This window comes from Microbacterium sp. AB (assembly GCF_032878875.1).
In the GTDB taxonomy this organism is placed as follows: Bacteria; Actinomycetota; Actinomycetes; order Actinomycetales; family Microbacteriaceae; genus Microbacterium; species Microbacterium betulae.
Genome location: NZ_CP118157.1, coordinates 387,022 through 411,014, shown reverse-complemented (window position 1 = coordinate 411,014; position 23,993 = coordinate 387,022). Strand labels below are relative to the sequence as shown.

Below are 23,993 nucleotides of genomic sequence, written 5' to 3'. Positions count from 1 at the left end.
TCGGATCACGCCCGGGGCGCGCCCAGCGCCATCATGAGCCGGTTCGCCCACGCGAACAGGGCGGCCACGGCGATCGCCTCCGCGGTCTCCGCCGCGCTGAGGCCCGCCGCGGACAGCCGTGCCAGATCGTCGCCGTCGAGCGCCGAGGGCGTCGACGCGCTGCGGGCCGCGAGGATCGCGAGCGCCGCCCGGCGTGCATCCAGCCCCGCGCCGTCGAGGGACCCGGAGGCCGCGAGCCGGACGGCCGTGGCCCGGTCGCCAGAGAGCTGGATGTGGCGGCGTCCGTGCACGCCCGCGCAGTACTCGCATCCCGTCGTGAGCGAGGTCACGAGCGCGACGAGCTCGCGATCGGCGCGCGGCAGCTCCCCCTCGCCCGTCATGATCGCGTCGTAGAGCGCCGTGCGCGCGGCGAGCACCTCCGGCTCGTGCGCGAGCGTGCGGTAGAACGGCGTCAGGGTCGCCGGGAGGCCGTCCCCGGGTGTGCGCGGCGGGTCGCCCGGCTCGACCCACGGCCGCCAGGCGAGCACGGGGAAGGCACCGGCCCCCTCCGGCAGGATGCGGCGGAGCGGCGGCGTCGCCGGCTCGGAGGGCGACGCGGAGGGCCGCCCGTCGCTCCGGCCGAGGAGGGCGAGGCCGGCGTCGAGCCGCGCGCGGAAGCTCGCATAGGCGACGGCCTGGGCGGCCGCGACGATCGCGGCGCTGGAGACGCCGAGTCCCCGCAGGCGGAGGACGTCGTCGCCGTCGAGGTCGGAGGGATCGACGGCCATCTGATCGCACAGCTCGAGGAGCGCGCCCTCCCGCTCGTCGAGCTCGCCCCAGCGGCCGGCGTCGGAGACCACGAGGACGTCGGCGCCCCATCCGCGTGCGCGGAGCTCCGCGGCGAGCCGGTCCCCCAGCGTCGCGGCGGCGTTGACGCCGGCCGTGCGCAGGCCGATCCGCAGCCGCGTGCGCACCGGCAGCGGCGAGGGTCCCGGCGGCGTGAGGACGAGCCGGTCGACGTCGTGGACGAGGCGCACGAGGCCGCTGCGCGACGGCGACGGATGGCCGGGGGTCACGGGCACGTCCTCTCCGCAGCGCCCGCCGCCGCGTGCTCGATGACGGCTCGGGCGGCCGCGTCGGTCTGGGCGAGGAACCGCGACCCGGAACGGGGGACGGGGCTGACGACGCTGTGACCGAGCTGCTCGTCCGACGGGATGCCGACGGCGTGGAGACCGTCGACGCGCGCGCCCCGGGCGGAGACGAGCGCCCCGTCCGCGGGATCGACGTGGAGCGCGTCGCTGACGAACTCCCCCGTGTCGTCGCGCACGGCGAACGCCGAGGCGACGCCGCGATCGCGCAGCGCCCGCAGGAGCGGATCGGCGGTGCGCGCGACGGACGGCCTGTGCATCCACGACTCCACGACCCAGTCGACGTGGAGCCGCGCGCCCCCTCCGTCCGCGCAGGAGAATCCGAGGCCGTTCTCCTCCGGGGCCGCGCGCAGCCCGGGTCCGAGGAGGACGGCGACGCCGACGTCGACCAGAGCGAGCAGCTGCCGCACGCGCTGCACGGGCGGGCCGCCGCCGAGACGCGGAGCCGCCGCGCCGTACCGGCGGTATCCGTCCGCCCGGGAGCGGGCGGACACGCGCCCCTCGGCGAGCGGCGCCGCGAGCACCGCCCTGGCGCCGCTGAGCGACGTCAGCGCGCGCACGAGCGGGCCGTCCTCGCCGCGCTCCACCGCGTCCGCCGTCGTCCCGAGACGCCGGAGCAGCCATGCGGCGCCGGCGGAGGGAGGGGGCGTCGCCCCGAGCAGCTCGGCGGCGGGGAGGCCGTCGGAGGGATCGCGCAGAATCGTCTCGGCGAGGCCCGCGAGCCGGTCGTGCGCGTCGCGGCCCGCGGCGGCGAGCCGCGCGACCCGCGCGTCGACCTCCTCCGCCGGCGCGGAGAAGGCGGTCGGCCGCCGCTCGCGGAGGACGCGATAGAACTCGGATGCGGCGTCGGCGACGAGCGCCGGCCAGATGTCGGCGTCGAAGTCGAGGAGGCCGGCGCGCTCCAGCACGGCGTCGAGGTGGTCACGGCGCTGCGCGCGCGGCGGGGCGCTCAGCACGGGCTTCGGCCAGTACGGCCGCCCCGAGGCGGAGCCGATGACGAGGAGCGGCTCGCGCCCGCTCGGCACGTAGCGCAGGGGCGCGCCGGCCGCGCCGGGCACCACGACGAACCGGCCGCCGCGCCCCTCGGTGAGGCGCGCGAGGTTGTCGAACATGCTCATGCCGAGACCCGTGAGCAGCACGCGCTCCCCTGCGGCGATGCGCGACAGATCCTGGTCGATCGGGTTGTCGGGACCGATCCAGCGATCGCCCGCCGGTCGCGGATGCTCGGCGTCGAGCCATCCGAGCGCGAGCACGGCGGCGTCGACGCGCTCGGCCCGGCCGGTGTCGTCCACGACGAGCCGCGACGGGCCGTCGACGACGACATCGACGACGCGGCGGGCGCGATGGCGGATGACGACCCCCTCCGGAGGCGCGTCGCGCAGCGCGCGGAGGACGTCCGCGAGATAGGCGCCGTAGAGCGCGCGCGACGGGAAGCCCGTCGGCGCGATGCGGGCGCACTCGTCGACGAGGTCCGCGGCGATGTCGCGGCGCCCCTCGGCGAGGAGCGGCCACGCCGCCCACGCGGCGTCGTCGCGCGAGGCGACGGCGCGCGCCCATTCCAGCAGCGTCGGCCCGTGCCGAGCGGGCAGCGAGACCGGCACCGTCTCGTCGGGGAAGATCGTCACCTCGCCGGCGCGCGTGTTCATGAGGAGCTCGCGCGGCTGGGCCGGATCCCAGACGCGCCCGGCTCCCGGCGTCCCCGGCTCGTAGAGCAGCACCTCGAGCGCGAGGCCGGGTCCGCGGGCCGCCCCCGCGCACAGGCGCTCGAGCACGGAGAGCCCCCTCGGCCCTCCGCCGACGATCGCGATGCGGAGCGTCATGTCCCGCCACGCTCGAGCGCGACGAGCAGCGCCTCCGCGTGCCGGCGCGCGAGGGTGCGCGCACGCCCGTCGCCCTGGTCGTTCGGGAACCGCTCCGGCAGCGCGGCGAGCACCTCGTCGAACAGTCCGGTGCGCAGGCGCTGCCGCGCGTCGGCCGGCGCGGCGAACAGCACGCTCTCGAACCGGTCGTACCAGGCCTCGGGGAACACGTCGTCCCAGGCGTCGCGTTCGGGCCCGAAGGCGAACGCATGCGCCTCCTCGTCGTGGACGAGGGGCCTCGCCGCCCGCGCGGCGTCCGTCGCCTCGGCGGCGACGACGAGCCCGTGCGCGTCCTCCGCGATGCACACGCCGTACGCCTCGCGCGCCGCCTCGACCGAGACGAGCCCCGCGCGCACGTCGGCGAGCACGGCCGCGGCATCGCGCAGGAACGGGTCCCCCCATCCGCCCCCGCCCGGCGAGCGGAACGTCACGGTGTCGCCCCGATCGACCGAGAGGACGTCGATCTTGCCGAGCTCCCGCTCGCGCTCGGTCCCCTCGTTGAGCACGAGCCGCATCTTCTCGCCCGGCTGCCCGCCCGCCACGCCCCAGGGGCGGAACGTGAAGCGCTCCAGGCCGCGCCCGAGGACCTGCGTCCCGTCGGCGAGGATCTCGAACGTCAGCTGCCGTCCCATGCCGCCGCGCCACCGGCCCGCCCCGCCGGAGTCCGGGCGCAGGGAGTAGTCGATCACGCGCACGCGCAGCTCCGACTCCGACGACTCCATCGGGCTCGACGCGAGGTTCGAGTAGCTGTTGTCCTTGCCGTCGTGCCCGTCGAGGCCGTAGGCGCCGCCGAAGCCGCCGAAGATGCGCGTGAGCACCTGCGACGACCGGCCGTGCTCGTGCTGCTCCGACACGACGATCGGGATGACCACGCCGCTTCCCGCGGCCGGCATGACGCGGGGCGCCGCCTGCGCGAAGCAGCCGCCCACGGCGTCGGACACGCGCACGGCCGAGCCGTGGCGCACGCCCATCGCCGCCGGATACGCGGCGTTCACGACCGAGCCGGCCGGCGCCGCCACCGTGATCGCGCCCGTGTGGCCGCCGTGGACGGGGGTCGCGGGATCGAGCGTCTGCAGCACGGAGCGCACGCGGCCGGTCACCATCGCGTGCGGCCGGCCGTGGCTGACGATGTTGTAGGCCGACGGCACCTGCGGGTCGGTGCCGCGGAAGTCGACGACGACGTCCCCCGACTCCTCGATGCGCGTCGTGACGGCGAAGCGCACGGGATGGCGCGAGACGCCGTCGTCGTCGAGGAAGTCGCTGAAGCGATAGGTCCCGGCCGGGAGCGTCCGGAAGAGGGCGCGCGCGTGCTCGGCGGCGCCGCGCTGCAGATCGCGCTGGACGGCCGCGAACTCGTCCGCGCCGTAGCGCGCGACGAGCTCGGCGATCTGCCGCTCGCCTGCCCGGATCCCCGCGAGCATCGCCCGGATGTCGGAGACGTTCGCCTCCGCCGTGCGCGTGTTGAGGCGGATGAGGTCGAGGAGCGGCTCGTTGAGCGCGCCGCCGTCCGACAGCAGCGTCGGCGGGATCTGCAGCCCCTCCTCGTACACCGTCCGGTTGAAGGGGGAGACGCTGCTCGGCACGCGCCCTCCGATGTCGGAGCAGTGGATGAACGCCCATCCGTACGCGACGATCTCGCCCTCGTGGAAGTACGGCGCGACGACGTGGATGTCGGGAAGGTGCGTGCTGAGTCCCTTCGAGGTGTGCGCGTCGTTCGTGATGACGACGTCGCCGGGCTTCAGCGGCCCCACCGCCTCGAGCGTCGCGCTGACGTCGACGATCGTGAGCAGCGTCGAGCCGACCGAGTCGGGTGCCGCCAGCAGCAGGCCGTCCAGCCCCGCCACCGACGCGCAGAAGTCCTCGCCGTCCTTCACGTAGAGCGAGCGGCTCGTGCGCTTGATCGTGTAGCTCATCTCGACCGCGATGGCCTGGAGGCGGGCGGAGACGGCGGGAGTGTGGAGGCTCCTCCTGACGGAGGCCGACCCGGCGGCGGTCATGCGCGTGCCCCCGTCAGGGCGCGTCCGGGCGCGGCGACCGCGGCCGGCGTCCGGCGGAGGCGCACGGCGCCGTCCGACGGCGCCGCCGTCCATCCGTCCGGCACGAGGATCGTCGAGTCCGGCAGGTCGAACGCCGCCGGGCCCGCCACGCCGCCGGCCTCCAGATCCGCGAGGCCGCGGACGGGGACCGTGCGCCATGCGCCGCCGACGAGCATCCGGCGCTCGCGATCCCGGTCGCCCGGACGTCCGTCTGCGGGATGCGCGGCGAGGGAGGGCTCTCCGGGGGCTGCGGCGATGACGACCGCCCGGACGGCGATCGCCTCGACGGGGGACGCCGTGTCGCGGTAGCCGAACTCGCGCGCGTGCTCCGTGTGGAAGCGCTCGGCGAGCTCGGCGGCGTCGAGCGGGAGGTCGTCGTCCGGTATCGCGACGTGCAGCTCGTAGACCTGGCCGCGGTAGCGCGCCGAGAAGCTCGTGCGGCAGGTCACGCGGCGCGCGGCGTCGGCGTCTCCGAGCTGCGCCGTCGCCCAGTCCACGCCGTCGCGTCGCAGGGTCTCCGCGAGAGCGGCGATCGTCTCCGCGCTCTCCGCGAGCGGCCGCCCCACGCCGCGCAGCAGCTCGCGGCGGATGTCGGACCACGCGGCCCCCAGCGCGCAGAACGTCCCGGCGTTGAGCGGCACGATCACCTCGGCGGAGCCGACCTCCTCGGCGAGCAGCGCTCCGGCGACGGGCCCTGCGCCGCCGAAGGGCGCGATGGCGAACTGCGACGCCGTGCGCCCGTGCCGTGCGAGCATCTTCCGCAGCTCGCTCGCCGCGAGCGCCGTCGACAGCTCGAGCGCCCCCGCCGTCGTGAACGCCACGGGGTCGTCGCCCTCGTGGCCGAGCACGCGGGCGATCCGCTCGGCCTCCTCGCGCGCACGCTCCAGCCGCAACGCGCCGAAGCGGTGCTCGAACGACGCCGGCGAGAGGATTCCCGCGAGCAGGTAGACGTCGGTGAGGGTGAGCTCCTCGCCGCCGCGGCCGAACGCGATGGGACCCGGATCCGCGCCCGCGCTGCGGGGGCCGACGCGCAGCAGCCCCTGCCCGTCGACCCAGACGATCGACCCGCCGCCCGTGCCGATCGCGTTGACGTCGACGACGGGCGTGATGAGGGGGATGCCTCCCACCTCGCTCCGCGTCGCGAACGCCGGCTGCCCGCCGGAGATGACGGAGATGTCGGTCGAGGTGCCGCCCATGTCGAGCGAGATGAGATCGGCCCCGGTCGCCCGCGAGAGCAGCGCCCCCGCCATCACGCCCGACGCCGGGCCCGACAGCAGCGTCTCGACGGGGCGGTCGATCGCCGACTCCACGCCGATGCAGCCTCCGGCGCTCGTCGTGACGAAGAGCGGCGCGTCGACGCCGAGATCGCGGATGCCCGTGCGGAGCTCCCCCAGGTAGCGGCGCATGAGCGGGGCGACGTACGCGTTGATCGTCGCGAGCGCCGTGCGCTCGTACTCGCGGATCTGCGGCCACAGGAGGGCCGCCGCCGAGACGGGCACGCCGGGCAGACGGCGCTCGATCTCCTCCGCCAGCCGTGCCTCGAACGCGGGGTCGGCGTAGCCGTGCAGCACGGAGAGCGCCACCGCCGTGACGCCGCGCGTGCGCAGCTCGTCGGCCACCCGGTCGAGCTCGTGCCCGTCGGGGCGCGCGAGCACGGCGCCGCGGGCGTCGAGCCGCGCGTCGATCTCGACGATGTCCTCCCGCGCCACGAGGGACGGAAGGTGCGGCTGACGCAGGTCGTACTCCTCCGGCAGCCGCTGGGTGAGCTGCATGACGTCGCGGAAGCCGCGCGTCACGACGAGCCCGACGTGGGCCCCCGCGCGCTGCACGATCGTGTTGAGGCCGATCGTCGTGCCGTGCACGACGGCCTCGACGGCGTCCGCGGGGACGAGGTCCCCCACGGCGTGCGCGAGGCCGGACAGCACCGCCCGGGCAGGGTCGGACGAGGTGCTGGGCACCTTGAACGACACGGCCGCCTCCCCTCCCGTCACGTCGACGACGGCGAAGTCGGTGAACGTGCCGCCCACGTCGATCCCGATGCGGTATCCGCCGCGGGTCATCCCGCCTCCTCCCCGCCCCGGGGCAGACCCCCGGGGATCGCGTCGAGCAGACGACGCGTGTCCTCGTGCTGCGGATCGGCGAAGACCCGGTCCGTGGGGCCCTGCTCCACGATGCGGCCGTCGCGCATCACCACGACGCGGTGGGCGACCTGGCGGACGACCGCGAGATCGTGCGAGACGAAGAGGTAGGCGACGCCGAGCTCGCGCTGCAGTCGCGCGAGCAGATCGAGGATCCGCTGCTGCACGACGACGTCGAGCGCGGAGACGGCCTCGTCCAGCACGATCGTCTCGGGCTCGAAGGCGAGGGAGCGGGCGATCGCGACGCGCTGCTGCTGGCCTCCCGAGAGCTCGTCCGGCATCCGCCCGGCATGGCCGGGCTCGAGGCCCACGAGCTCGAGCAGCTCGCGCACCCGCGTCCGCTCGTGGCGGCCCGAGCCGCCCAGGCGGACGGCCTCGCGGAGGGTCCGCTCGACCGAGTAGGCGGGGTCGAGCGACGCGTAGGGATTCTGGAAGACGGGCTGGACGCGGCGCCGGTACGCCCGCAGCGCGCTCCCCCTCGCGCGACGCACGTCGAGCGTCCCGTCGGCCGTGAGCTCTCCGGCGTCGAGCTCGAGGAGGCGGAGCACGCCGCGGGCGAGCGTGCTCTTGCCGCTGCCCGACGGGCCGACGACGCCGAGCGTCTCGCCCCGGCGCAGCTCGAACGACGCGGCGTCCAGCGCCGGGACGCGCCGGCCTCGCGCGCGATACGTCTTCGCGAGCCCGGCGCCGGCGAGCACGACCGGCGCCTCGGCGGACGACGGGCGCGGCGCGGCGACGTGGCGCGAGGACGCCCCGAGCAGTTCCCGCGTGTACGGGTCGCGTCCGAGCCGCTCGGGCGGTCCCTGCTCGACGACCTCGCCGTGGCGCAGCACGACGACGTGGCGCGCGCGTTCGCGGGCGATCTCGATGTCGTGCGTGACGAGGAGGAGGCCCGCGCCGTGCTCGGCGGCCCGGAGGCAGAGCAGGTCGAGCACCTCCTTCTGCACCGTGACGTCGAGGGCGCTCGTCGGCTCGTCCGCGACGACGAGCCGCGGACGCCCCGCGAGCCCCAGCGCGATGAGCACGCGCTGGCGCTGCCCGCCGGAGAGCTCGTGCGGATAGCGCCGCGCGACCCGGTCGGCGTCGCCGAGGCCCGCGTCGCGGAGCAGCGCGTGGACCCGCTCCGCGTCCGGACGAGTCCCCGTGGCGCGGAGCGCCTCGCGGAGCGCGGCGCCGACGCGCTGAAGCGGATCGAGGTTGGTCACGGGGTCCTGCGGCACGTATCCGATGCGGCGGCCACGCAGCGCGCGGCGCTCCGCGGCGGGAAGCCGCGTGACGGCCGTGCCGTCGAAGACGACGTCGCCCTCGGCGCGTGCTCCGTCCGGCAGCATCCCGAGCACGGCGCGCGCGAACGTCGACTTCCCGCTCCCGGACTCCCCGATCACGGCCGTGACCCCTCCCGCGGGGACGTCGATCGTGACCCCGCGCAGCGCCCGGTGCCCGTTGCGGTAGGTCACCCGGAGGTCCGCGGTCGCGAGCAGCGCGCTCATGCGAGCACCTGCCTCTCCGCCGCGGCGTCGGCGACCTCGCGGCGCGCGCTCAGCCAGTCGCCGACGAGGTTGACCGCGAGCACGAGCACGACGATCGCGATGCCGGGGAACGTCGCCATCCACCACGCGATCGTCAGCAGCGACTGCCCCTGCGACACCATGAGCCCCCAGTCGGGGGACGGCGGCGACACGCCGAGCCCGAGGAAGCTGAGACCGGCCTCCATGAGGATCGCGCGGGAGAAGTCGAGGGTGACGCACATGACGAGGAGCACGCGGACGTTCGGCAGGAGGTGCCGCACGACGACCGACGCACGGCTCTGCCCCGACGAGATCGCGGCGTCGACGAACGGGCGGACCCGCAGCTGGAGCGTCGCGGAGCGCACGAGGCGGAAGTACGCCGGCCATCCCGTCACGGCGATGACCGCGACGAGCATGGCGATGTTCTGCCCCGAGAACGCCAGGAGCGTGAGCGCGACGAGGATCGACGGCAGCGACAGCTGGACGTCGGCGAGGCGCGAGAGCACGTTGTCGGCCCATCCCCCGAGGAACCCGGCGGCGAGCCCGAGCACCGTCCCGAAGACGCCCCCGCACGCCACGGCGCCGAGGCCCACGAGGATCGGGATGCGCCCGCCGGCGAGCGTGCGGGCGAGCACGTCGCGGCCGAGGTCGTCCGTGCCGAAGAGATGAACGCCGCGGTCGGTGACGCTCCCGGGAGGCAGGAGGGTCCTCGACAGATCCTGCTGCAGCGGGTCGAAGGGCAGGAGGAGGGGCCCGACCATCGTGGCGAGGAGCACGACCGCGGTCGCCACGACGCCGACGACGAGGCCGGCGTCCGTCGCGGCGACCCGGGAGCGCAGGCGCCTCATCGCGCCCCTCCCGAAAGCCGGACGCGCGGGTCGATCGCGACGTAGACGAGGTCCACGACGATGTTGAGCACGGCGAGCGCCGCGCTGAGGAACACCACGCCCGCGAGCACGACGGGGAAGTCCCGCTGGAAGATCGAGTCGACGATGAGCCGGCCGACGCCGGGCCACGAGAAGATCTGCTCCACGATGACGGTGCCGCCGAGGAGCGAGCCGAACTCCATCCCGAGCACGGTGACGAGCGGCAGCGCCGAGTTCGGCAGGATGTGGCGCGCGAGCACGCGGGACTCCCGCACGCCGCGCGTGCGCAGTGCGAAGACGTAGTCCTCCCGTCGCACCTCCACGAGCGTGCCGCGGAACACCCGGGCGATGCTCGGCGCGATCGACAGGGCGAGCACGGTGCTCGGCAGGATGAGCTGAGCCGGGGTGCCCGCCCCGCCCGTCGGGAGCAGGCGCAGGTTCACGGCGACGACGAGCACCGCGACGACGGCGATGAAGAAGCTCGGCGTCGCCTGGAGGAGCGACGTCACCGCCGTCGCGGCGCCGCGCACGACGGGGTTGCGGACGCTGCCCGCCAGGTAGCCGAGCAGCAGGCCGACGACGAGGCCGAGCACCGTCGCCGCGATCGCGAGGTCGACCGTCGCGGGCACGCGCGACAGCACGAGCTCGAGCGCGGGCCCGCCCGTGACGATGCTGTCGGGGAAGCGGCCCGTGAAGGCCTGCGCGACGAACGTCCCGAACTGCACGAGGAACGGCCGGTCGAAGCCGAGCGCACGCCGGGTGTTCTCGATGACCTCCGGCGGCGCCCCCGCGGGCACGAGCATGAGCACGGGGTCGCCCGAGAGGTGCAGCGCGACGAAGCACGTCGTCGTCACGGCGAGCACGACGAGCACGCCCGCCGAGACGCGCCAGGCGAGATACGAGATCATGCCGCGGCCGCCCCCGTGACGGGGACGGCCGCGGCATCCGGGCGAGCCGTCGTCATCCGGTGAAGGCCATGTCATACGGGAGGATCCAGCCGTCCGCCGACGGCGTCCACTCCAGCGCGGCGTCGTGCCCGTAGATCGCCGGCTGGGGGAAGAGGAAGAGCACGGGAGCCTGCTCGCGGAAGTGGGCGAGCGTCTCGGCGTAGGCGGCGTCCTGCTCCTCGGCGGTCTCGGCGAACCGCGCGGTGTCCAGCAGCTCGGTGTAGGTGTCGTCGTTCCAGTACGCGTAGGGGCTCGACTGCTCGAACAGGCCGAGGAACCCGCTCGTGGTCTGCCACGACTGCGTGATGTAGATGCTCTGGGCCATGTCGCCCTCCTGCACGTACTTCGACAGCCACACGTCGAACGGCGCAGTCGACGCCTCGACGGTCACGCCGACCTCGGCGAGCTGCGCGGCGACGGCCTGCACGATGGCGTCGCTCTCGACGTAGGTGTCCGTGGGGTACTCGAGGGCGATCGTGAAGCCGTCCGCGTACCCGGCCTCCGCGAGGAGCTCACGCGCCTTCTCCGGGTCGTATTCGTACGCCGTGAGCTCGGGATCGTAGCCGGTGAAGTTGTCGGTGAGGATCTGCCCGTTGCTCGGCTCGACGGTGCCGCGCAGGATGGAGTCGATGATCGCCTGCTTGTCGACGGCGTAGTTGAGGGCCTGACGGACACGGACGTCGTCGACGGGCGCGAGCGTCGTGTTGAGCTTCACGAACGCCGCGCGGCTGGATGCGATGGGCTCGAGGGTCACGTCGTCGTTGCCGTCGAAGCGCTCGATGTCCTTGGGCGCCAGGCCGCTCACGAGATCGATCTCGCCCGTCTGCAGCGCGTTCACCTCGGCCTCCGATCCTCCGAGGTCCGCATACTCCACCGTCTGGATCTCCGCGGGATCCGACCAGTGGTCGTCGCGGGCCTCGAGCGTGAGCGCGCCCTTGGGCGTGTAGTCGGTCAGCTCGTAGGGGCCGGAGCCCATCGCCTCCGCCGCCGGGTCGTGCTCCTCGGCCCACGCGGGGTCGAGGAGGTAGAAGAACGACAGCCCCTGCAGCAGGTCGGCGTCGGGCTGCTCGGTGCGGATGGTGACGGTCGTCTCGTCCTCGGCCGTCACCTCGACGACGTTCGTGAAGAACGACTGCAGGCGCAGCGCGAGGTCGGGATCCTGCACGCGCTCGAAGTTCCACACGACGTCCTCGGCCGTGAGAGGGTCGCCGTTCGAGAAGATCACGTCGGGGTCGAGCGTGAACCGCCAGGTGAGCGCGTCGATCCGCTCCCACGACTCCGCGGCGTCCGGCTCCATCTCGCCGTCCGCCGTGCGGTGCACGAGCGCGGAGTAGATCGACCCGATGACGGAGAGGTCGCTGCCGACGCTCGCGGTGTTGTGCGGGTCGAGCGTGTTGACGCCGCCCGACAGGCCGATGCGGAGGGTGTCCCGCTCTCCGTCGTCGCCGGAGCCGCCGCCCGTGACCGCCGAGCTGCAGGCGCTGAGGACGAGGGCGATGGCCGCGCCTGCGGCGAGGACGGCGGGGAGCCGGTGTGCGCTGTTCATGGGGATTCCTCAGGGGGACGGAGCCGTCTGTCAGGCGGCGAGTCGGATGGCGAAGGCGCCGGACGCGATGTCCGCGACGGAGGTGTACTCGGAGACGCTGCCCGATGCGGGCTCGGCCTCGCGGCAGATGGGCGCGCTCTCCATGATGCGGAGGACGTCGTCGAGCCCTCGGCGGGCCGACGCGCCGTCCGTGGCGCCGGAGAGGAAGCGCTCACGCCGGAAGGTGTTCTCATACTCGCTCTCGCGCGGGCCGATCGCGCCGAACTCGCCCGTCTGCGTCGCGTAGTGGTTCGTGCGGATGAGCCGGCCGTCCGCGGCGGGGACGATCGACGCCTCCGTCGCCGTCAGCTCGACGCCGAACGCCTCCTCGGGGTCGGCGGCGACGAGGTTGATCCCGACAAGGCGGGACTGGGCGGCCGCGAGCTCGGCGAACTCGCGCGCGCTGCGCGCCGTGCGGGCGATGACGTCGCCGTTGAAGAGCAGCCATCCCGCGTCCGCCCGTGCGGCGTCCGCCATCACCCGGTCCGACCACACGCCCGAGGTGGAGTACGCGACGCCGTGCGAGGTCAGGCCGCTTCCCGGCCACGTGACCGAGCCCGCCGTGTGACCGGCGATCGTGCGCGTCCCGTCGGCGTGCTCCGAGACCACGACGACCTGGGCGAACGCCCGGTCGGCGGGGAAGTCGCGCGTCTTCGCGAGGAAGGCGCCCGTCGCCCGCGGAGCGCCGAGGTAGAGCTGCGAGCACTCCTGCGCGATGCGCCCCAGGAGGAAGTGCGCGGGCAGGTTGAGCCCCCAGAGCGCCTTCTCGGGCAGTCCGGAGCCCGCCGCGATGCCCGCGACGATGGGCGCGAGGTCGGGGTCCTGCGTCGTCGCGAACGCGTGGTTGCGGGCGACCAGCTCGTCGAACTCGTCCCGGCCGATGCCCGGGTGGTCGGCGACGATGCGGTCGATGAGGGCGACGTTCGCGCGGATCTTCTCGGCGGCGTGCCGCCCGTGCGCCTCGCCCTGGGCCACGGCGTCCCCCGTCGCGTAGACGACGTCCGCCGACGACGCGGCGGCGTCGATCGGGTCATGGACGGACAGGGTCTTCCAGCTGCTCACGGCGGGTCTCCTCGACGGAGCGACGCGGTCGGGCACGGCCGCTCCGTCCTCCAGAGAACTCGATGAACGCGGAGCAGACAAATCGACACCCGTCGATCAGCTGCTCCGGCGGCCCAATGCGCGAGCGCGCATCCCACGGCCGGCTCGTCGGCCCCGGAAAAACGCGGGGTTGGAAAGAGAGCGCAACAGAAGCCGCGACCGGCGGCGGCGGCCACGGCTACGCTTCCGATATGGCCCCGCCGCTTCGCATCCGACACTCGTATGCGCTGATCCGCGGCTGGGTGCGCGACGTCCCGTCCCCCGAGGCGCCGATCGACGAGACCACGCTGCAGCACGCGACGGGAGCGAGCCGCACGGAGGTCCGCGAGGTTCTCGGCCACCTCACCGCCGACGGGCTCCTGCGGCGCCGCCAGCGTTCGGGGACGCTCGTCGACTCGCGGTTCGCCGACTTCGCGATCGACCTCCCGCTCGCGTACCAGGCCGCGACGACCGAGCGCTACCGGCAGGTGACGCTCCACGAGGAGAGCGTCCCGGCCTCCGACGCGCTCGTGCGGCTCTTCGGCGAGCCCGACGAGGGGCACTACCTCCTCGCCGACTCGCGGATCGAGCTCGACGGCACGCCCCTCGCCGTGCGGACGTCGTTCTGGCGGGGGAGCGAGCGCCGTCGCCCGTCGCCGGCGGGGCGCGGCGACACCGACATGGCGCGGTCGTTCGCTCGGACCTTCGGCGTCCCGCTCGCCTCGTGCGACGCGAGGGTCGACGCCCTGAGCGCGACCGAGCGCTTCGCCGGCCAGCTGCGCGTGGCTCCCGGCGAGCCGCTGCTCCTGCGCGAGGCGGTGCTGACCGGCACCGACGGCGTCGTCCACGAGGTGAACGTGACCTTCTACGCGAGCCGGCGCATCTCGCTGACGGTGACGACGCCCTACGACGCGGACTGAGGGGCTCCGCCGAGATCGTCGACGAGGGCGGCGAAGCGGTGCGCGGCGGCGGCGAGGGCGGCGTCGCCGGCGGGGACGGCGGGGAAGCCGGCGGGCAGCGTGCGCAGGACCTCGCCCAGGATCGCGCGCCGCCGCGCGGACCGCGTCGTCACGGGCAGGGTCTGCAGCCGTGCCTGCAGCCGGTCGGCGACGTGCGACGGGAAGGCGCGATCCCAGCGGTCCCGCTCCGCGCCCAGACGATGGCCCTCCGGCCGGAGGCCGTCCGGCTCGGGGCGCTCGGCGCGGAGCGCCCCCGTACGGGCGGCGTCGACGTCGCCGTGCTCGATCACGACGCCGTACGCCTCCCGGGCCTGTGCGACCGAGACGAGACCCGCCTCGACATCGTCGCGGACGGCCTCCGGATCGCGCTGGAGCGGGTCGCCGTACCCGCCGGCCCCCGCGGTGCGCAGCACCACGCGGTCGCCCGCGCGCAGGGGGCGCACGTCGACGATCGAGAGGCGCTCCTCGTCGGGCTCCCCCTCGTTGACCACGAGCTCCGTGGCCGCCCCGGGATGCCCTCCGGCGAAGCCCCAGGGGCGGAACCGCAGCCGCTCCAGGCCGCGGGCGAGCAGCGCCCCCTCGGTCAGCGCCTCGAACTCGAGCTCGAGGCCGACGCCGCCGCGCCATCGGCCGGGCCCGCCGGAGTCGGGGCGCGAGGCGTACCGCAGGACGCGCACCGCGACGTCCGACTCGACCACCTCGACGCTGTTGTTCGAGAGGTTCGAGATGCCCGAGTCGCGCCCGTCGGCCCCGTCGGAGCCCTTCCGCGCCCCGGTGCCGCCGACCATGGGCTCGACGACGTCGATGCGCGAGCCGTCGGAGGCGGCGAAGACGACGGGCACGACGAGTCCGCTCGACGCGGCCGGCAGCACGTCGGGGGCCGCCTGGATCAGCGCGCCCGAGACGACGTCGTTGACGCGCGACGTGGTGGCGTGCCGCACGCCGGTCGCCGCCGCGCCGACGGCGTTGAGCAGCGTGCCCTCGGGCGCGTGGAAGCCGATCGCGTCCATGAGCCCCCCGCCGAGCGGGATGGAAGGGTCGAGCGTGCCGATCAGCGCGAAGAGCCGCGTCACGACCCAGGAGTGCGCCTCGCCGAACGTCACCATGTTGAGAGCGGCCTCGACCTGCGGATCGGTGCCGGTGAGGTCGAGATGCACGTGCCCGTCCGACACGGTCGCCGTCACGACGATGCGCAGCGGCGTCTGGCCGACGCCGTCGTTGTCGAGGTAGTCCTCGAAGCGGTAGACGCCGTCCCGCAGCGTGCGCAGCGCGGCCCGGGCGCGCGCGGCCGTCTGCGCCCGCGCGAAGGACCCCACCTCGGCGAAGCCCTCGGCGCCGAGCTCGCCCGAGAGCTCGCCGACGCGGCGCCGGCCGGTCGAGAGCGCGGCCAGCATCGCGTGCAGATCGCCGCGGTTCGCCTCGGGCGTGCGGGAGTTCGCGGAGAGGAAGGCCTCGACCTCGTCGACCACGCGCCCCGCCCGCACGTAGCGCACGGGCGGGATGCGCAGGCCCTCGGCGTAGATCGAGTCGTTGACGACGCTCACCGAGGACGGCACCCGGCCGCCGATGTCCGAGACGTGCACGAAGGCCCATCCGTAGCCGATCAGCTCGCCGCCCTCGAAGTACGGGGCGATGGCGTGGACGTCGGGCAGGTGCGTCGACAGGCCGTGCGACAGGTACGGGTCGTTGGTCAGGAGCACATCGCCGGGCGCGAGCGGCTCGCCCGCGGTCGCCGCGGCGACGGCGGGTCCCAGGTCCAGCCCGAGGAAACCCGAGACGCCGATCTGCTGCGGATAGGCCACGAAGCGGCCGGACAGATCGGCGACGGCGCACGCGAAGTCGGCCGCGTCGCGGACGTACAGGCTGCGGCTGGCGCGCTGCAGCGTGAGGCACATCTCCTCGGCCGTCGCCTGCAGCCGCGTCTGCGCGACGTCCTTCTCGACCGTGCTCAGCATGCCCGCTCCCTGCTTCCGTCCGGGACGCCCCGATCCTCCGTGCTCCGATCCTCCGTGCCCCGATCGAGGACGCTCCGGTCCAGGCGGATGCTCCCCGCCTCCCCCGCCGTCGCGCGCCATCCCGCGGGCACGAGGACCGTCGTGTCGGGACGCTCGATCACGGCGGGACCCGCGATCGACGTGAGCCCGCCGTCCGCCGCGAGCGCGTAGACCCCCGCAGCACGCGTCGTGCCGTCGTACCGCACCTCGCGGCGGCCGGCGCCGCGGAACGATCCGGCGCCCTCGCCCTGCCGCACCTCGCCGAGCCGCACCGTCATGCTCGCGCGCACCGTGCTGGCGCGCACCTGCGCGACGTCGTCGGCAAAGCCGTGGACCTGCGCGTGGCGCTCCGCGAACCGGCGCAACACGACGGCCGCGTCGATCCCGGGGGCCTGCGCGGCGTCGGACTCCTCGCTCAGCGGGATCTCGAGCGTGGTGGGCTGCCCGGCGTAGTTCAGGTCGGCGCTGAAGCCCAGCGAGGCGATCGCACGGGGCTGGTCCTGTCGCAGCCAGGCCAGGGCCTCCTGCTGCAGGGCCGCGCAGGCCTCCTCGAGCCGGTCCGCGGCGTCGGCGTCGATCGCGACGCGCAGGGTCCGCGCCCAGTCCCGGCGGATGGGGGCGATGGCGGCCCCGACGGCGCAGAAGGTGCCCGCCGTGGCGGGCACGAGCACGCTGGCGATGCCGACCTCCGCGGCCAGCAGGGCGGCGTGCGTCGCCCCGGCCCCGCCGAAGGCGACGAGGCTGTAGCGCTCGGGCACCTCCCCGCGCGCCGCGAGCACACGGCGCAGCCGCGCCGCCATGCCCGCCGCGGCGAGCCGCAGCGACGCGTCGACGACGCCGTCCGCCGCCGTGCGGGGGTCGAGCGCGCTCGCGGGGTCGAGGGCGGCCGCCACGGCGGAGAGCGCCGAGGTCGCGAGGTCGGGCCGCAGCGGGAACGTGCCGCCCAGGAAGTGCGCGGGGTCGATCACGCCGCCGTGCACGTACGCGTCGGTGAGCGCGGGGTGCTCTCCTCCGGCCCCGTAGCTCGCGGGCCCCGGCACGGCGCCGACGCTCTCGGGCCCGACCCGCAGCACCGGCTCGGCGCCGCCGTGGTCGGCCCGGATCACGGAGCCCCCGCCCGCGCCGATCGCCGACACCTCGACGACGGGCGTGATGAGGGGGTACGGACCCACCGCGGCCGACGTCGTGAGCACGGGGGCGCCGCCGTGCAGCACGCCGATGTCGCTGCTCGTGCCGCCCATGTCGAAGGTCACGAGGTTGCGGCCCGGCCATGTCGCCGCCGCGGCGGAGACGCCGGACGCCGGCCCGGAGAGCACGGTCTGGATGGGCTGGGCGATCGCCGCCTCGAGCGAGACCGACCCGCCGTTGGACGTGGAGATGTACAGCGGCGCCTGCACGCGCAGGCCCGTCAGACGCCGCTGCAGGGACGTGAGATAGCGCGTCATCAGGGGCGTGATCTGCGCGTCGAGCAGGGCGAGCGTCACGCGCTCGTACTCCCCGGCCTGCGGCCACAGCCCTGCCGCCGACCGCACGGGCGCGTCGAGCATCTCCCCGAGACGACGCACGACGTCGATCTCGTCGGCGTGCGCGGCGTACCCGCCGATGAGGCTGACGACGACGACCTCCGCCTGCGCTCCCGCCAGACGCGCGGCGAGGGGCGCGAGGTCGCCGGACCGGCCGGGCACGACGTCTCCGGACGCGGAGTACCTGCGGTCGAGCTCGAACACCCGCGATCGCGGGATGAGGGGCTCGGCCGGCAGCGCGTGCAGGTCGAAGCTGCGCGGCATGCGCGCCCGGGCGATCTGCAGCACGTCCCGGTGCCCCGTGCTCGTGACGAGCGCGGCGCGCGCGACACGGCCCTGCAGGATGGCGTTGAGCCCGATCGTGGTGCCGTGGGTGATGGCGGCGACCGACTCGACCGCGACGCCGCGCTCGAGCAGCTCGCCCAGCCCCCGCTCGACGCCCTCGGAGGGATCGTGCGGCGTGCTCGCCACCTTGTGGGTGACGGCGTCGTCGAGCCACCACGCCGATCCGTCGCCCGGCACGGCGACGAGGTCGGTGAACGTGCCGCCCACATCGATGCCGATGCGCCAGCGGGCGCCGGTCCGCCGTGTCGTCATAGGAACCTCGAGATGCGGACGGTGCGGTCGAGAACGGCGATCGTCACGACGCTCAGCAGCAGGAGGAGCGTCGACACGGCCGCGACGGTGGGCTCCAGCTGCACCTGGACCGCCGAGTAGATGCGCACGGGGACGGTCGTCGTCCCGGAGCCCGCCACGAAGACCGACACCGCGACCTCTCCGAGCGAGATGACGGCGGCGAGGAACGCCCCCGCGACGATGCCGGGGCGCATGAGCGGGATGGTCACGGTCAGGAAGGCGCGCAGACGCGACGCCCCGAGGACGCGCGCGGCGTGGACCAGGCGCCTGTCGAGCGAGGCGGCGCTGACCGCGGCGACGCGCACGCAGAAGGGGAAGGTCACGACGAGGTGGGCGACCCAGATGCCCAGCACGGATCCGCGCATCCCCGTGGACTGGAACTGGTACAGCAGCGCGAGGCCGATCATGATCCCCGGCACCGCCAGCGGCGACAGGAACAGCACCGACAGCACGCGCCGGCCGGGGAACCGCCCCGCGCCGATCGCGTAGCCGCCGAGCGTGCCCAGCACGACGACGACGGGGGCGACGAGCACCGCGAGCAGGAGGGACGTGCCGAGCGAGGAGAGCCAGTCCCGCGAGGCGAAGACCTCCGCGTACCAGCGCAGCGAGAGCCCCTCGGGCGGGAAGCGGAAGTTGCTCGCCGAGGTGAGGGAGCTGATCGCCACGACGACGAGGGGCAGCAGCAGGAACGCGCAGACGAGGACGACGGGCGTCAGCGCGACGGCCCGACGCCACCACGGGGCGCGGACGGACGAGGGCGCGTGCTCAGCCACGGCCCCTCCTCCCGACGAGCCGCCCGGGCTCCGCGAGACGCCCCAGGCCGCCGAGCAGGGCGCACACCGCGAGCGTGACGACCAGCAGCACGAAGCTCAGCGCGGCGGCGCCGGGCTGGTCGAAGGTCGTCATCGCCTCGGTCTGGATGCGCAGGCCGGCCAGCGGCTGGTTGGCTCCCCCGACGAGCATCGGCGTGACGTAGACCCCCATCGACAGCGAGAACACGATCACGAGCGCCGCGACGATGCCGGGAGCGGCCATCGGCACGACGACGGAGAGGAACGTGCGCGTCTTCGAGGCTCCGAGCACGGCGGACGCGTGCAGCAGGTCGGTGTCGATGGCGCCCAGCGATGCCGAGAGCGCGATGATCGCGAACGGCAGCATGACGTGCACGACCGCGATGAAGACGGTCCACGGCGAGCGCAGCAGGGACAGCGGCTCGTCCACGACCCCGAGCGCCTGCAGCACGACGTTGACCGGTCCCTCGCCGCCCATCACGACGCGCCATCCGAACGAGCGCACGACCTCGCTGGTGAGCAGGGGGGACAGCGTCGCGACGAAGACGATGCTCTTGCCCGCCCGCGACGTCGAACGGGCCAGGTACCACGCGACCGGGAACGCGAGCACGAGGGAGGTCGCGCTGACCCGCACCGCGAGCCACAGGCTCTCGAGCACCGACCCCCAGAGGTAGCCGGTGGAGAACACCGTGGCGTACTGGTCGAGCGTGAGACCCGGCAGCGGGTTGTTGAGCTCGTCCGTGGGACGCAGGCTCAGCACGAGCAGGCCGCCCAGCGGCACGAGGAAGGCCAGCACGATGAAGGCCGTCGGGACGAGCGCCGGCACGAGCCCGGGGAGACGGTCTGCGGCGCGGCGAGGAGGCGCGGTCATTCAGCGGCCGCCGATCGGGATCGGCTCGCCCTCGTCCCAGGCCACCCCGACGACGCTCCCCGGCGCGAGGCGGTGCTGGGCGTCCGGCGGGGAGGCGAGCAGCTCGGTGCCGTCCGCGGCGCGGAGACGGTACTCGTAGCGCTCGCCGGCGAAGCCCGCCGACACCACGGTCGCCGAGACCAGTCCCTCGCCCTCCGCGACGAGACGCAGGTGCTCGGGACGCAGCGCGACCGCGTCGACGGCCGGGCCGATCCCGGGGAGGGGCACTCCCAGGACGGTGCGCTCCGCGTCGTCCGAGGCCGGCCCGTCCACCACCGGGACGACGTTCGCGGCACCCACGAAGTCGGCCGCGAACCGCGTGCGCGGCGTGCGGTAGAGCTCCTCCGGGGTGCCGAGCTGCTCGAGGCCGCCGTCCGCGAGGAGGACGACGCGGTCCGAGAGCGCCAGGGCCTCGGCCTGGTCGTGCGTGACGAACACGGTCGTCGTGCCGACCTCGCGCTGCAGCTCGCGCAGCTCGTGGCGCATCTGACGGCGCAGCTTGGCGTCGAGGTTCGACAGCGGCTCGTCGAGCAGCAGGACGCGAGGCCTGGTGACCAGCGCGCGGGCGATCGCGACGCGCTGCTGCTGGCCGCCCGAGAGCTGCGCGGGGGCCCGGTCCGCATACGGCTCCAGGTCGACCAGGCGGAGCGCGTCCCGCACCCGCTCGTCGCGCTCGGCGCGGGGCACGCGGCGGACGCGCAGACCGTACTCGAGGTTGCGGCGGACCGTCATGTGCGGGAACAGCGCGTAGCTCTGGAAGACCAGCCCCGTCTCGCGGTGGTTGGGGGCGAGACGGGTGACGTCGCGTCCATCGATGCGGATCGAGCCGTCGTCGACGGAGACGAACCCCGCGAGCGCGCCCAGGAGCGTGGACTTGCCGCACCCGGACGGGCCGAGCACCGAGAGGAACTCGCCCGCCTCGATCGTCAGCTCGTCCAGCTCCAGCACGGGCGTGCCGCCGTAGCCGACGCTCAGCCCGCTGATCTCGACCCGGCCCTGCGCGGCCGGGCGCCCGCCGTCCGCCGGCATCACTCGAAGATCTGCTGCCAGCGCGCCTGCAGGTCGCCCAGCTCGGGCGCGATGGTCTCGTAGTCGACCCAGACGAAGTCGTCGTATGCGCCCTCGCCGTGGGCGATCTGCTCGGCGAACTGCTCCGGGTACACGTTGTCGTCGTTCGAGGCCGCGTACCACGTGCCCTCCGAGAACGTCGGCTGGTAGTCGCTCGACGCGATGACGTCGAGGAACGCGTAGGCGAGGTCCTCGTTCTCGGTGCCCTCCGCGACGAACAGCGAGGTCAGCGCCCCGACCGAGCCCGACGCCGGGTAGACGTAGCCGATCGGTTCCCCCGCGTTGGCCTGCACGAACGCGCGGCCGTCCCAGTGCGCCGCGATCCACGCGTCGCCGTTGGACAGGGCGGTCTCCACGCTCGTGCCGTCGGCGGGGAAGGCGGAGGCGCAGTCGGCGATCCCGGCGAGCTGGTCGAAGGCGGCGTCGACGTCGTCCGGGTCGGAGATGCTGCCGCCGTTCTCATTGATGAGACCCGCAAGGAACTCGACGCCCGTGTTGAAGGTCAGCGGCGAGATCGCGACGTGACCGCAGTACTCGGGGTCGAGCAGGTCCGACCAGTCGGTCGGAGGCGTCTCGATCTGGTCGGTGCGGTATGCGATGCCGGTCGCTCCGACCGTGAGCGGCACGCCGTACTGCGTGCCGTCGATGAGGCTCTGCTCGACGAGCGTCGTGTTGAGCTCGTCGAACGCGTCGATCCGGTCGGTGTCGAGCGGCGCGACGACGCCCGCGGCGACGGCGTTGGGGGTCACGTTCGGCGTGAACGCGACGACGTCGTAGGCCGGGGCGCCGCCCTGGCTCGACCGCAGCGCCGTCAGCCAGTCGGCGGGCCCGCCGGGGACGACCTCGACGGTCGCTCCCGTCTGCTCCTCGAAGGGCTGGATGAAGGCCTCGTCGAAGGACTCGCCCCAGGAGCCGGCGTAGACGGCGACGGTGAGCGTGCCGCCTTCGGCGTCGGAGCCCTCTCCCTCGCCGCTCGTGCAGGAGGCGAGGAGCGCGGCCGCCGCGACCGAGGATGCGACGACGAGGGCGCGGCGGAACGTGGTCGAAGAACGGTTCATGGGGGTTCGCATTCCGGATCGGGTGGGGTACGGGTGAGGCAGCACGGGGCGGCGGGTCTTCGGGACCCCCGTCGCCCTCTTCCGCCTCGTCGCAGACGACCGGTCGGAGGAGGCGGACAGCACCGCAGATATTACCCCAGCGCGGCGGAGGACACGCACCCTGCCGTCACCTTCCGACTTCCGCCGGGCGAGGATCTCGACGCCCGGCCGCCACGCCGGGACGTCCGTCTTTTGGACACGGGTGCGCCCGTGCCCTTAGCGTGAGCCTCGCCGTCGAATCGGAGGTCATCGCATGTGGGAACAGAGCATCGCCCCGACCGGGCAGCTGTGGCTCTCGGCGCTGATCGCCGCGATCCCCATCCTCGCTTTCCTCCTGTGCCTCACGGTGTTCCGGATGACGGGCGTCACGGCGGGCATCGTCGCCGTCGTCCTGCAGGTGATCGTCGCGCTCTGGCCGTTCGGCATGCCGGCGGCGTCGATCGCGGGAGCGGGGCTGCTCGGCGTGCTGACGGCGATCTGGCCGATCGCCTACATCATCGTCATGGCCGTGTGGCTGTATCGGCTGGCCGTCGCGAGCGGACGATTCGACATCATCCGGGCGTCCATCTCGGGCGTCTCCCCCGATCAGCGCATCCAGGTGCTCCTCATCACCTTCGCGTTCGGGGCGTTCCTCGAGGGAGCGGCGGGGTTCGGCGTCCCCATCGCGATCTGCGCGGCCCTGCTCGTGCAGCTGGGCTTCGGCCCCGTCAAGGCGGCGATGCTCTCGCTCGTCGCCAACGTCGCCGCGGGCGCGTACGGCGCCATCGGCATCCCCGTCATCGTGGGCGCGCAGGTCGGCGACGTCGATCTGGCCGATCTCAGCGTCTTCATGATCGTCGTGCTGCAGCTGCTCGCGCTCGTCGTGCCGTTCGTCCTCGTCGCGATCCTCGACGGGCGGCGGGGCCTGCGCGAGACGTGGCCCATGACGCTCGCCGTGTCGCTCGGCTACAGCATCGTGCAGGCCGGCGTCCTGGTGTTCCTCGGCCCCGAGCTCGCCGACATCCTCCCGGGCCTCACGGCGATGGTCGTGGTCTTCGCGGTGGGGCGCGTCTGGAAGCCCTCTCACATCTACCGCGAGGACGGCGGGGTCGCCGCGGAGCCCGAGAGACAGGGCTTCCGTGACGTGGTCGTCGCGTGGAGCCCCTTCTACATCCTCACCGCCGTCGTCTTCGCGTGGAGCGTCCCCTGGTCGAAGGCCCTCTTCGCGGAGGGCGGAGCCCTCTCCGGCACCGTCTTGTCCGTGCCCATCCCCGGCATCACGGGCGTCGTCGTGCCGGCGGGCGCGGAGGAGGCGTCGAGCGCGGTGTGGACGTTCAGCCCGATCGGCGCGACGGGGACCGCGATCCTGCTCGCCGTGCTCATCACCTTCTTCACGACCCCGCAGCTCTCGAGGACGCAGCTCCTCGAGGAGCTCGAGGCGACCGTGCGGATGCTGTGGAAGCCGATCGCGCTCATCGCGCTCGTCCTCGTCGTGGCGAACGTCGCCAACTACTCCGGCGGATCGGCCTCCATCGGCAACGCGCTCGCCGCCGTGGGGGTGCTCTTCCCGCTGCTCTCCCCCGTCATCGGGTGGTTCGGCGTGTTCGTCACGGGATCCGTCGTCAACAACAACACGCTGTTCGCGGCGCTCCAGCACATCACGGCCGACGGGATCGGCGTCGACCCGACGCTGCTCGTCGCGGCGAACACGGCCGGGGGCGCCGTGGCGAAGATCGTCTCGCCGCAGTCGATCGCGATCGCCGCGGGGTCTGTGGGGCTCTCGGGCCGCGAGGGCGAGATCCTGCGGACGTCGATCGGCTACAGCCTCGCGATGCTCGGCGGGATGTGCGTCTGGGTGATGCTGCTCTCGCTCGTCGTCCCCGCGTAGGG

General features: G+C 74.2%; 17 protein-coding genes. 2 read left to right on the top strand and 15 right to left on the bottom strand.

The window, feature by feature from the left end:
* Window positions 1–5 precede the first annotated feature (5 nt).
* From N8K70_RS01860 to N8K70_RS01820, 9 genes are read right to left on the bottom strand one after another with little or no spacing between them, the layout of a single operon-like run.
* On the bottom strand, window positions 6–1,061 hold the full coding sequence (locus N8K70_RS01860; protein ID WP_317139919.1) for a peroxidase-related enzyme: 1,056 nt from the start codon (window positions 1,059–1,061) through the stop codon (window positions 6–8).
* On the bottom strand, window positions 1,052–2,947 hold the full coding sequence (locus N8K70_RS01855) for an FAD/NAD(P)-binding protein (RefSeq protein ID WP_317139918.1): 1,896 nt from the start codon (window positions 2,945–2,947) through the stop codon (window positions 1,052–1,054). The genes N8K70_RS01860 and N8K70_RS01855 overlap by 10 nt, the downstream gene beginning before the upstream one ends.
* Window positions 2,944–4,983, bottom strand: a complete 2,040-nt coding sequence (locus N8K70_RS01850; RefSeq protein ID WP_317139917.1) for a hydantoinase B/oxoprolinase family protein — start codon at window positions 4,981–4,983, stop codon at window positions 2,944–2,946. The genes N8K70_RS01855 and N8K70_RS01850 overlap by 4 nt, the downstream gene beginning before the upstream one ends.
* The gene (locus N8K70_RS01845) at window positions 4,980–7,082 is read right to left on the bottom strand and encodes a hydantoinase/oxoprolinase family protein (protein WP_317139916.1); all 2,103 of its coding nucleotides are present in this window, start codon (window positions 7,080–7,082) and stop codon (window positions 4,980–4,982) included. The genes N8K70_RS01850 and N8K70_RS01845 overlap by 4 nt, the downstream gene beginning before the upstream one ends.
* A complete protein-coding gene (locus N8K70_RS01840; protein ID WP_317139915.1) occupies window positions 7,079–8,650 on the bottom strand; it encodes an ABC transporter ATP-binding protein in 1,572 nt (523 codons plus the stop codon). Before N8K70_RS01840 ends, N8K70_RS01845 begins: the two co-directional genes overlap by 4 nt.
* Window positions 8,647–9,516 (bottom strand): ABC transporter permease, encoded by an 870-nt coding sequence (locus N8K70_RS01835; RefSeq protein WP_317139914.1) that lies wholly within the window; start codon window positions 9,514–9,516, stop codon window positions 8,647–8,649. Before N8K70_RS01835 ends, N8K70_RS01840 begins: the two co-directional genes overlap by 4 nt.
* Complete coding sequence (locus N8K70_RS01830; protein ID WP_317139913.1) at window positions 9,513–10,442, bottom strand: ABC transporter permease; 930 nt, start codon at window positions 10,440–10,442, stop codon at window positions 9,513–9,515. Before N8K70_RS01830 ends, N8K70_RS01835 begins: the two co-directional genes overlap by 4 nt.
* 52 nt (window positions 10,443–10,494) lie before the next feature.
* On the bottom strand, window positions 10,495–12,027 hold the full coding sequence (locus N8K70_RS01825) for an ABC transporter substrate-binding protein (RefSeq protein WP_317139912.1): 1,533 nt from the start codon (window positions 12,025–12,027) through the stop codon (window positions 10,495–10,497).
* Window positions 12,028–12,057: 30 nt separating this feature from the next.
* Complete coding sequence (locus N8K70_RS01820) at window positions 12,058–13,128, bottom strand: C45 family autoproteolytic acyltransferase/hydolase (protein ID WP_317139911.1); 1,071 nt, start codon at window positions 13,126–13,128, stop codon at window positions 12,058–12,060.
* A 230-nt stretch (window positions 13,129–13,358) separates the two neighbouring features.
* Here N8K70_RS01820 and N8K70_RS01815 point away from each other — a divergent pair, with 230 nt between their 5' ends.
* A complete protein-coding gene (locus tag N8K70_RS01815; RefSeq protein ID WP_317139910.1) occupies window positions 13,359–14,066 on the top strand; it encodes a GntR family transcriptional regulator in 708 nt (235 codons plus the stop codon).
* Here the strand turns inward: N8K70_RS01815 and N8K70_RS01810 are convergent.
* From N8K70_RS01810 to N8K70_RS01785, 6 genes are read right to left on the bottom strand one after another with little or no spacing between them, the layout of a single operon-like run.
* A complete protein-coding gene (locus tag N8K70_RS01810; protein ID WP_317139909.1) occupies window positions 14,051–16,060 on the bottom strand; it encodes a hydantoinase B/oxoprolinase family protein in 2,010 nt (669 codons plus the stop codon). The genes N8K70_RS01815 and N8K70_RS01810 overlap by 16 nt on opposite strands.
* A complete protein-coding gene (locus N8K70_RS01805; protein ID WP_317139908.1) occupies window positions 16,054–18,219 on the bottom strand; it encodes a hydantoinase/oxoprolinase family protein in 2,166 nt (721 codons plus the stop codon). The genes N8K70_RS01810 and N8K70_RS01805 overlap by 7 nt, the downstream gene beginning before the upstream one ends.
* Window positions 18,216–19,031, bottom strand: a complete 816-nt coding sequence (locus tag N8K70_RS01800; protein ID WP_317139907.1) for an ABC transporter permease — start codon at window positions 19,029–19,031, stop codon at window positions 18,216–18,218. Before N8K70_RS01800 ends, N8K70_RS01805 begins: the two co-directional genes overlap by 4 nt.
* Complete coding sequence (locus N8K70_RS01795; protein WP_317139906.1) at window positions 19,024–19,920, bottom strand: ABC transporter permease; 897 nt, start codon at window positions 19,918–19,920, stop codon at window positions 19,024–19,026. Before N8K70_RS01795 ends, N8K70_RS01800 begins: the two co-directional genes overlap by 8 nt.
* Window positions 19,921–20,988, bottom strand: a complete 1,068-nt coding sequence (locus tag N8K70_RS01790) for an ABC transporter ATP-binding protein (protein ID WP_317139905.1) — start codon at window positions 20,986–20,988, stop codon at window positions 19,921–19,923.
* On the bottom strand, window positions 20,988–22,085 hold the full coding sequence (locus tag N8K70_RS01785) for an ABC transporter substrate-binding protein (protein ID WP_317139904.1): 1,098 nt from the start codon (window positions 22,083–22,085) through the stop codon (window positions 20,988–20,990). Before N8K70_RS01785 ends, N8K70_RS01790 begins: the two co-directional genes overlap by 1 nt.
* 292 nt (window positions 22,086–22,377) lie before the next feature.
* On the opposite strand from N8K70_RS01785, the gene N8K70_RS01780 reads away from it, so the two are divergent.
* Window positions 22,378–23,991 (top strand): L-lactate permease, encoded by a 1,614-nt coding sequence (locus N8K70_RS01780; protein WP_317139903.1) that lies wholly within the window; start codon window positions 22,378–22,380, stop codon window positions 23,989–23,991.
* Window positions 23,992–23,993: the final 2 nt, after the last annotated feature.

What these genes read in the sequence shown, in the direction of transcription:
- N8K70_RS01855 (WP_317139918.1), bottom strand. Translation starts at nt 2,947, where the DNA reads ATGACGCTCCGCATCGCGATCGTCGGCGGAGGGCCGAGGGGGCTCTCC.
- N8K70_RS01850 (WP_317139917.1), bottom strand. Translation starts at nt 4,983, where the DNA reads ATGACCGCCGCCGGGTCGGCCTCCGTCAGGAGGAGCCTCCACACTCCC.
- N8K70_RS01845 (WP_317139916.1), bottom strand. Translation starts at nt 7,082, where the DNA reads ATGACCCGCGGCGGATACCGCATCGGGATCGACGTGGGCGGCACGTTC.
- N8K70_RS01840 (WP_317139915.1), bottom strand. Translation starts at nt 8,650, where the DNA reads ATGAGCGCGCTGCTCGCGACCGCGGACCTCCGGGTGACCTACCGCAAC.
- N8K70_RS01835 (WP_317139914.1), bottom strand. Translation starts at nt 9,516, where the DNA reads ATGAGGCGCCTGCGCTCCCGGGTCGCCGCGACGGACGCCGGCCTCGTC.
- N8K70_RS01830 (WP_317139913.1), bottom strand. Translation starts at nt 10,442, where the DNA reads ATGATCTCGTATCTCGCCTGGCGCGTCTCGGCGGGCGTGCTCGTCGTG.
- N8K70_RS01825 (WP_317139912.1), bottom strand. Translation starts at nt 12,027, where the DNA reads ATGAACAGCGCACACCGGCTCCCCGCCGTCCTCGCCGCAGGCGCGGCC.
- N8K70_RS01815 (WP_317139910.1), top strand. Translation starts at nt 13,359, where the DNA reads ATGGCCCCGCCGCTTCGCATCCGACACTCGTATGCGCTGATCCGCGGC.
- N8K70_RS01810 (WP_317139909.1), bottom strand. Translation starts at nt 16,060, where the DNA reads ATGCTGAGCACGGTCGAGAAGGACGTCGCGCAGACGCGGCTGCAGGCG.
- N8K70_RS01805 (WP_317139908.1), bottom strand. Translation starts at nt 18,219, where the DNA reads ATGACGACACGGCGGACCGGCGCCCGCTGGCGCATCGGCATCGATGTG.
- N8K70_RS01795 (WP_317139906.1), bottom strand. Translation starts at nt 19,920, where the DNA reads ATGACCGCGCCTCCTCGCCGCGCCGCAGACCGTCTCCCCGGGCTCGTG.
- N8K70_RS01790 (WP_317139905.1), bottom strand. Translation starts at nt 20,988, where the DNA reads ATGCCGGCGGACGGCGGGCGCCCGGCCGCGCAGGGCCGGGTCGAGATC.
- N8K70_RS01785 (WP_317139904.1), bottom strand. Translation starts at nt 22,085, where the DNA reads ATGAACCGTTCTTCGACCACGTTCCGCCGCGCCCTCGTCGTCGCATCC.
- N8K70_RS01780 (WP_317139903.1), top strand. Translation starts at nt 22,378, where the DNA reads ATGTGGGAACAGAGCATCGCCCCGACCGGGCAGCTGTGGCTCTCGGCG.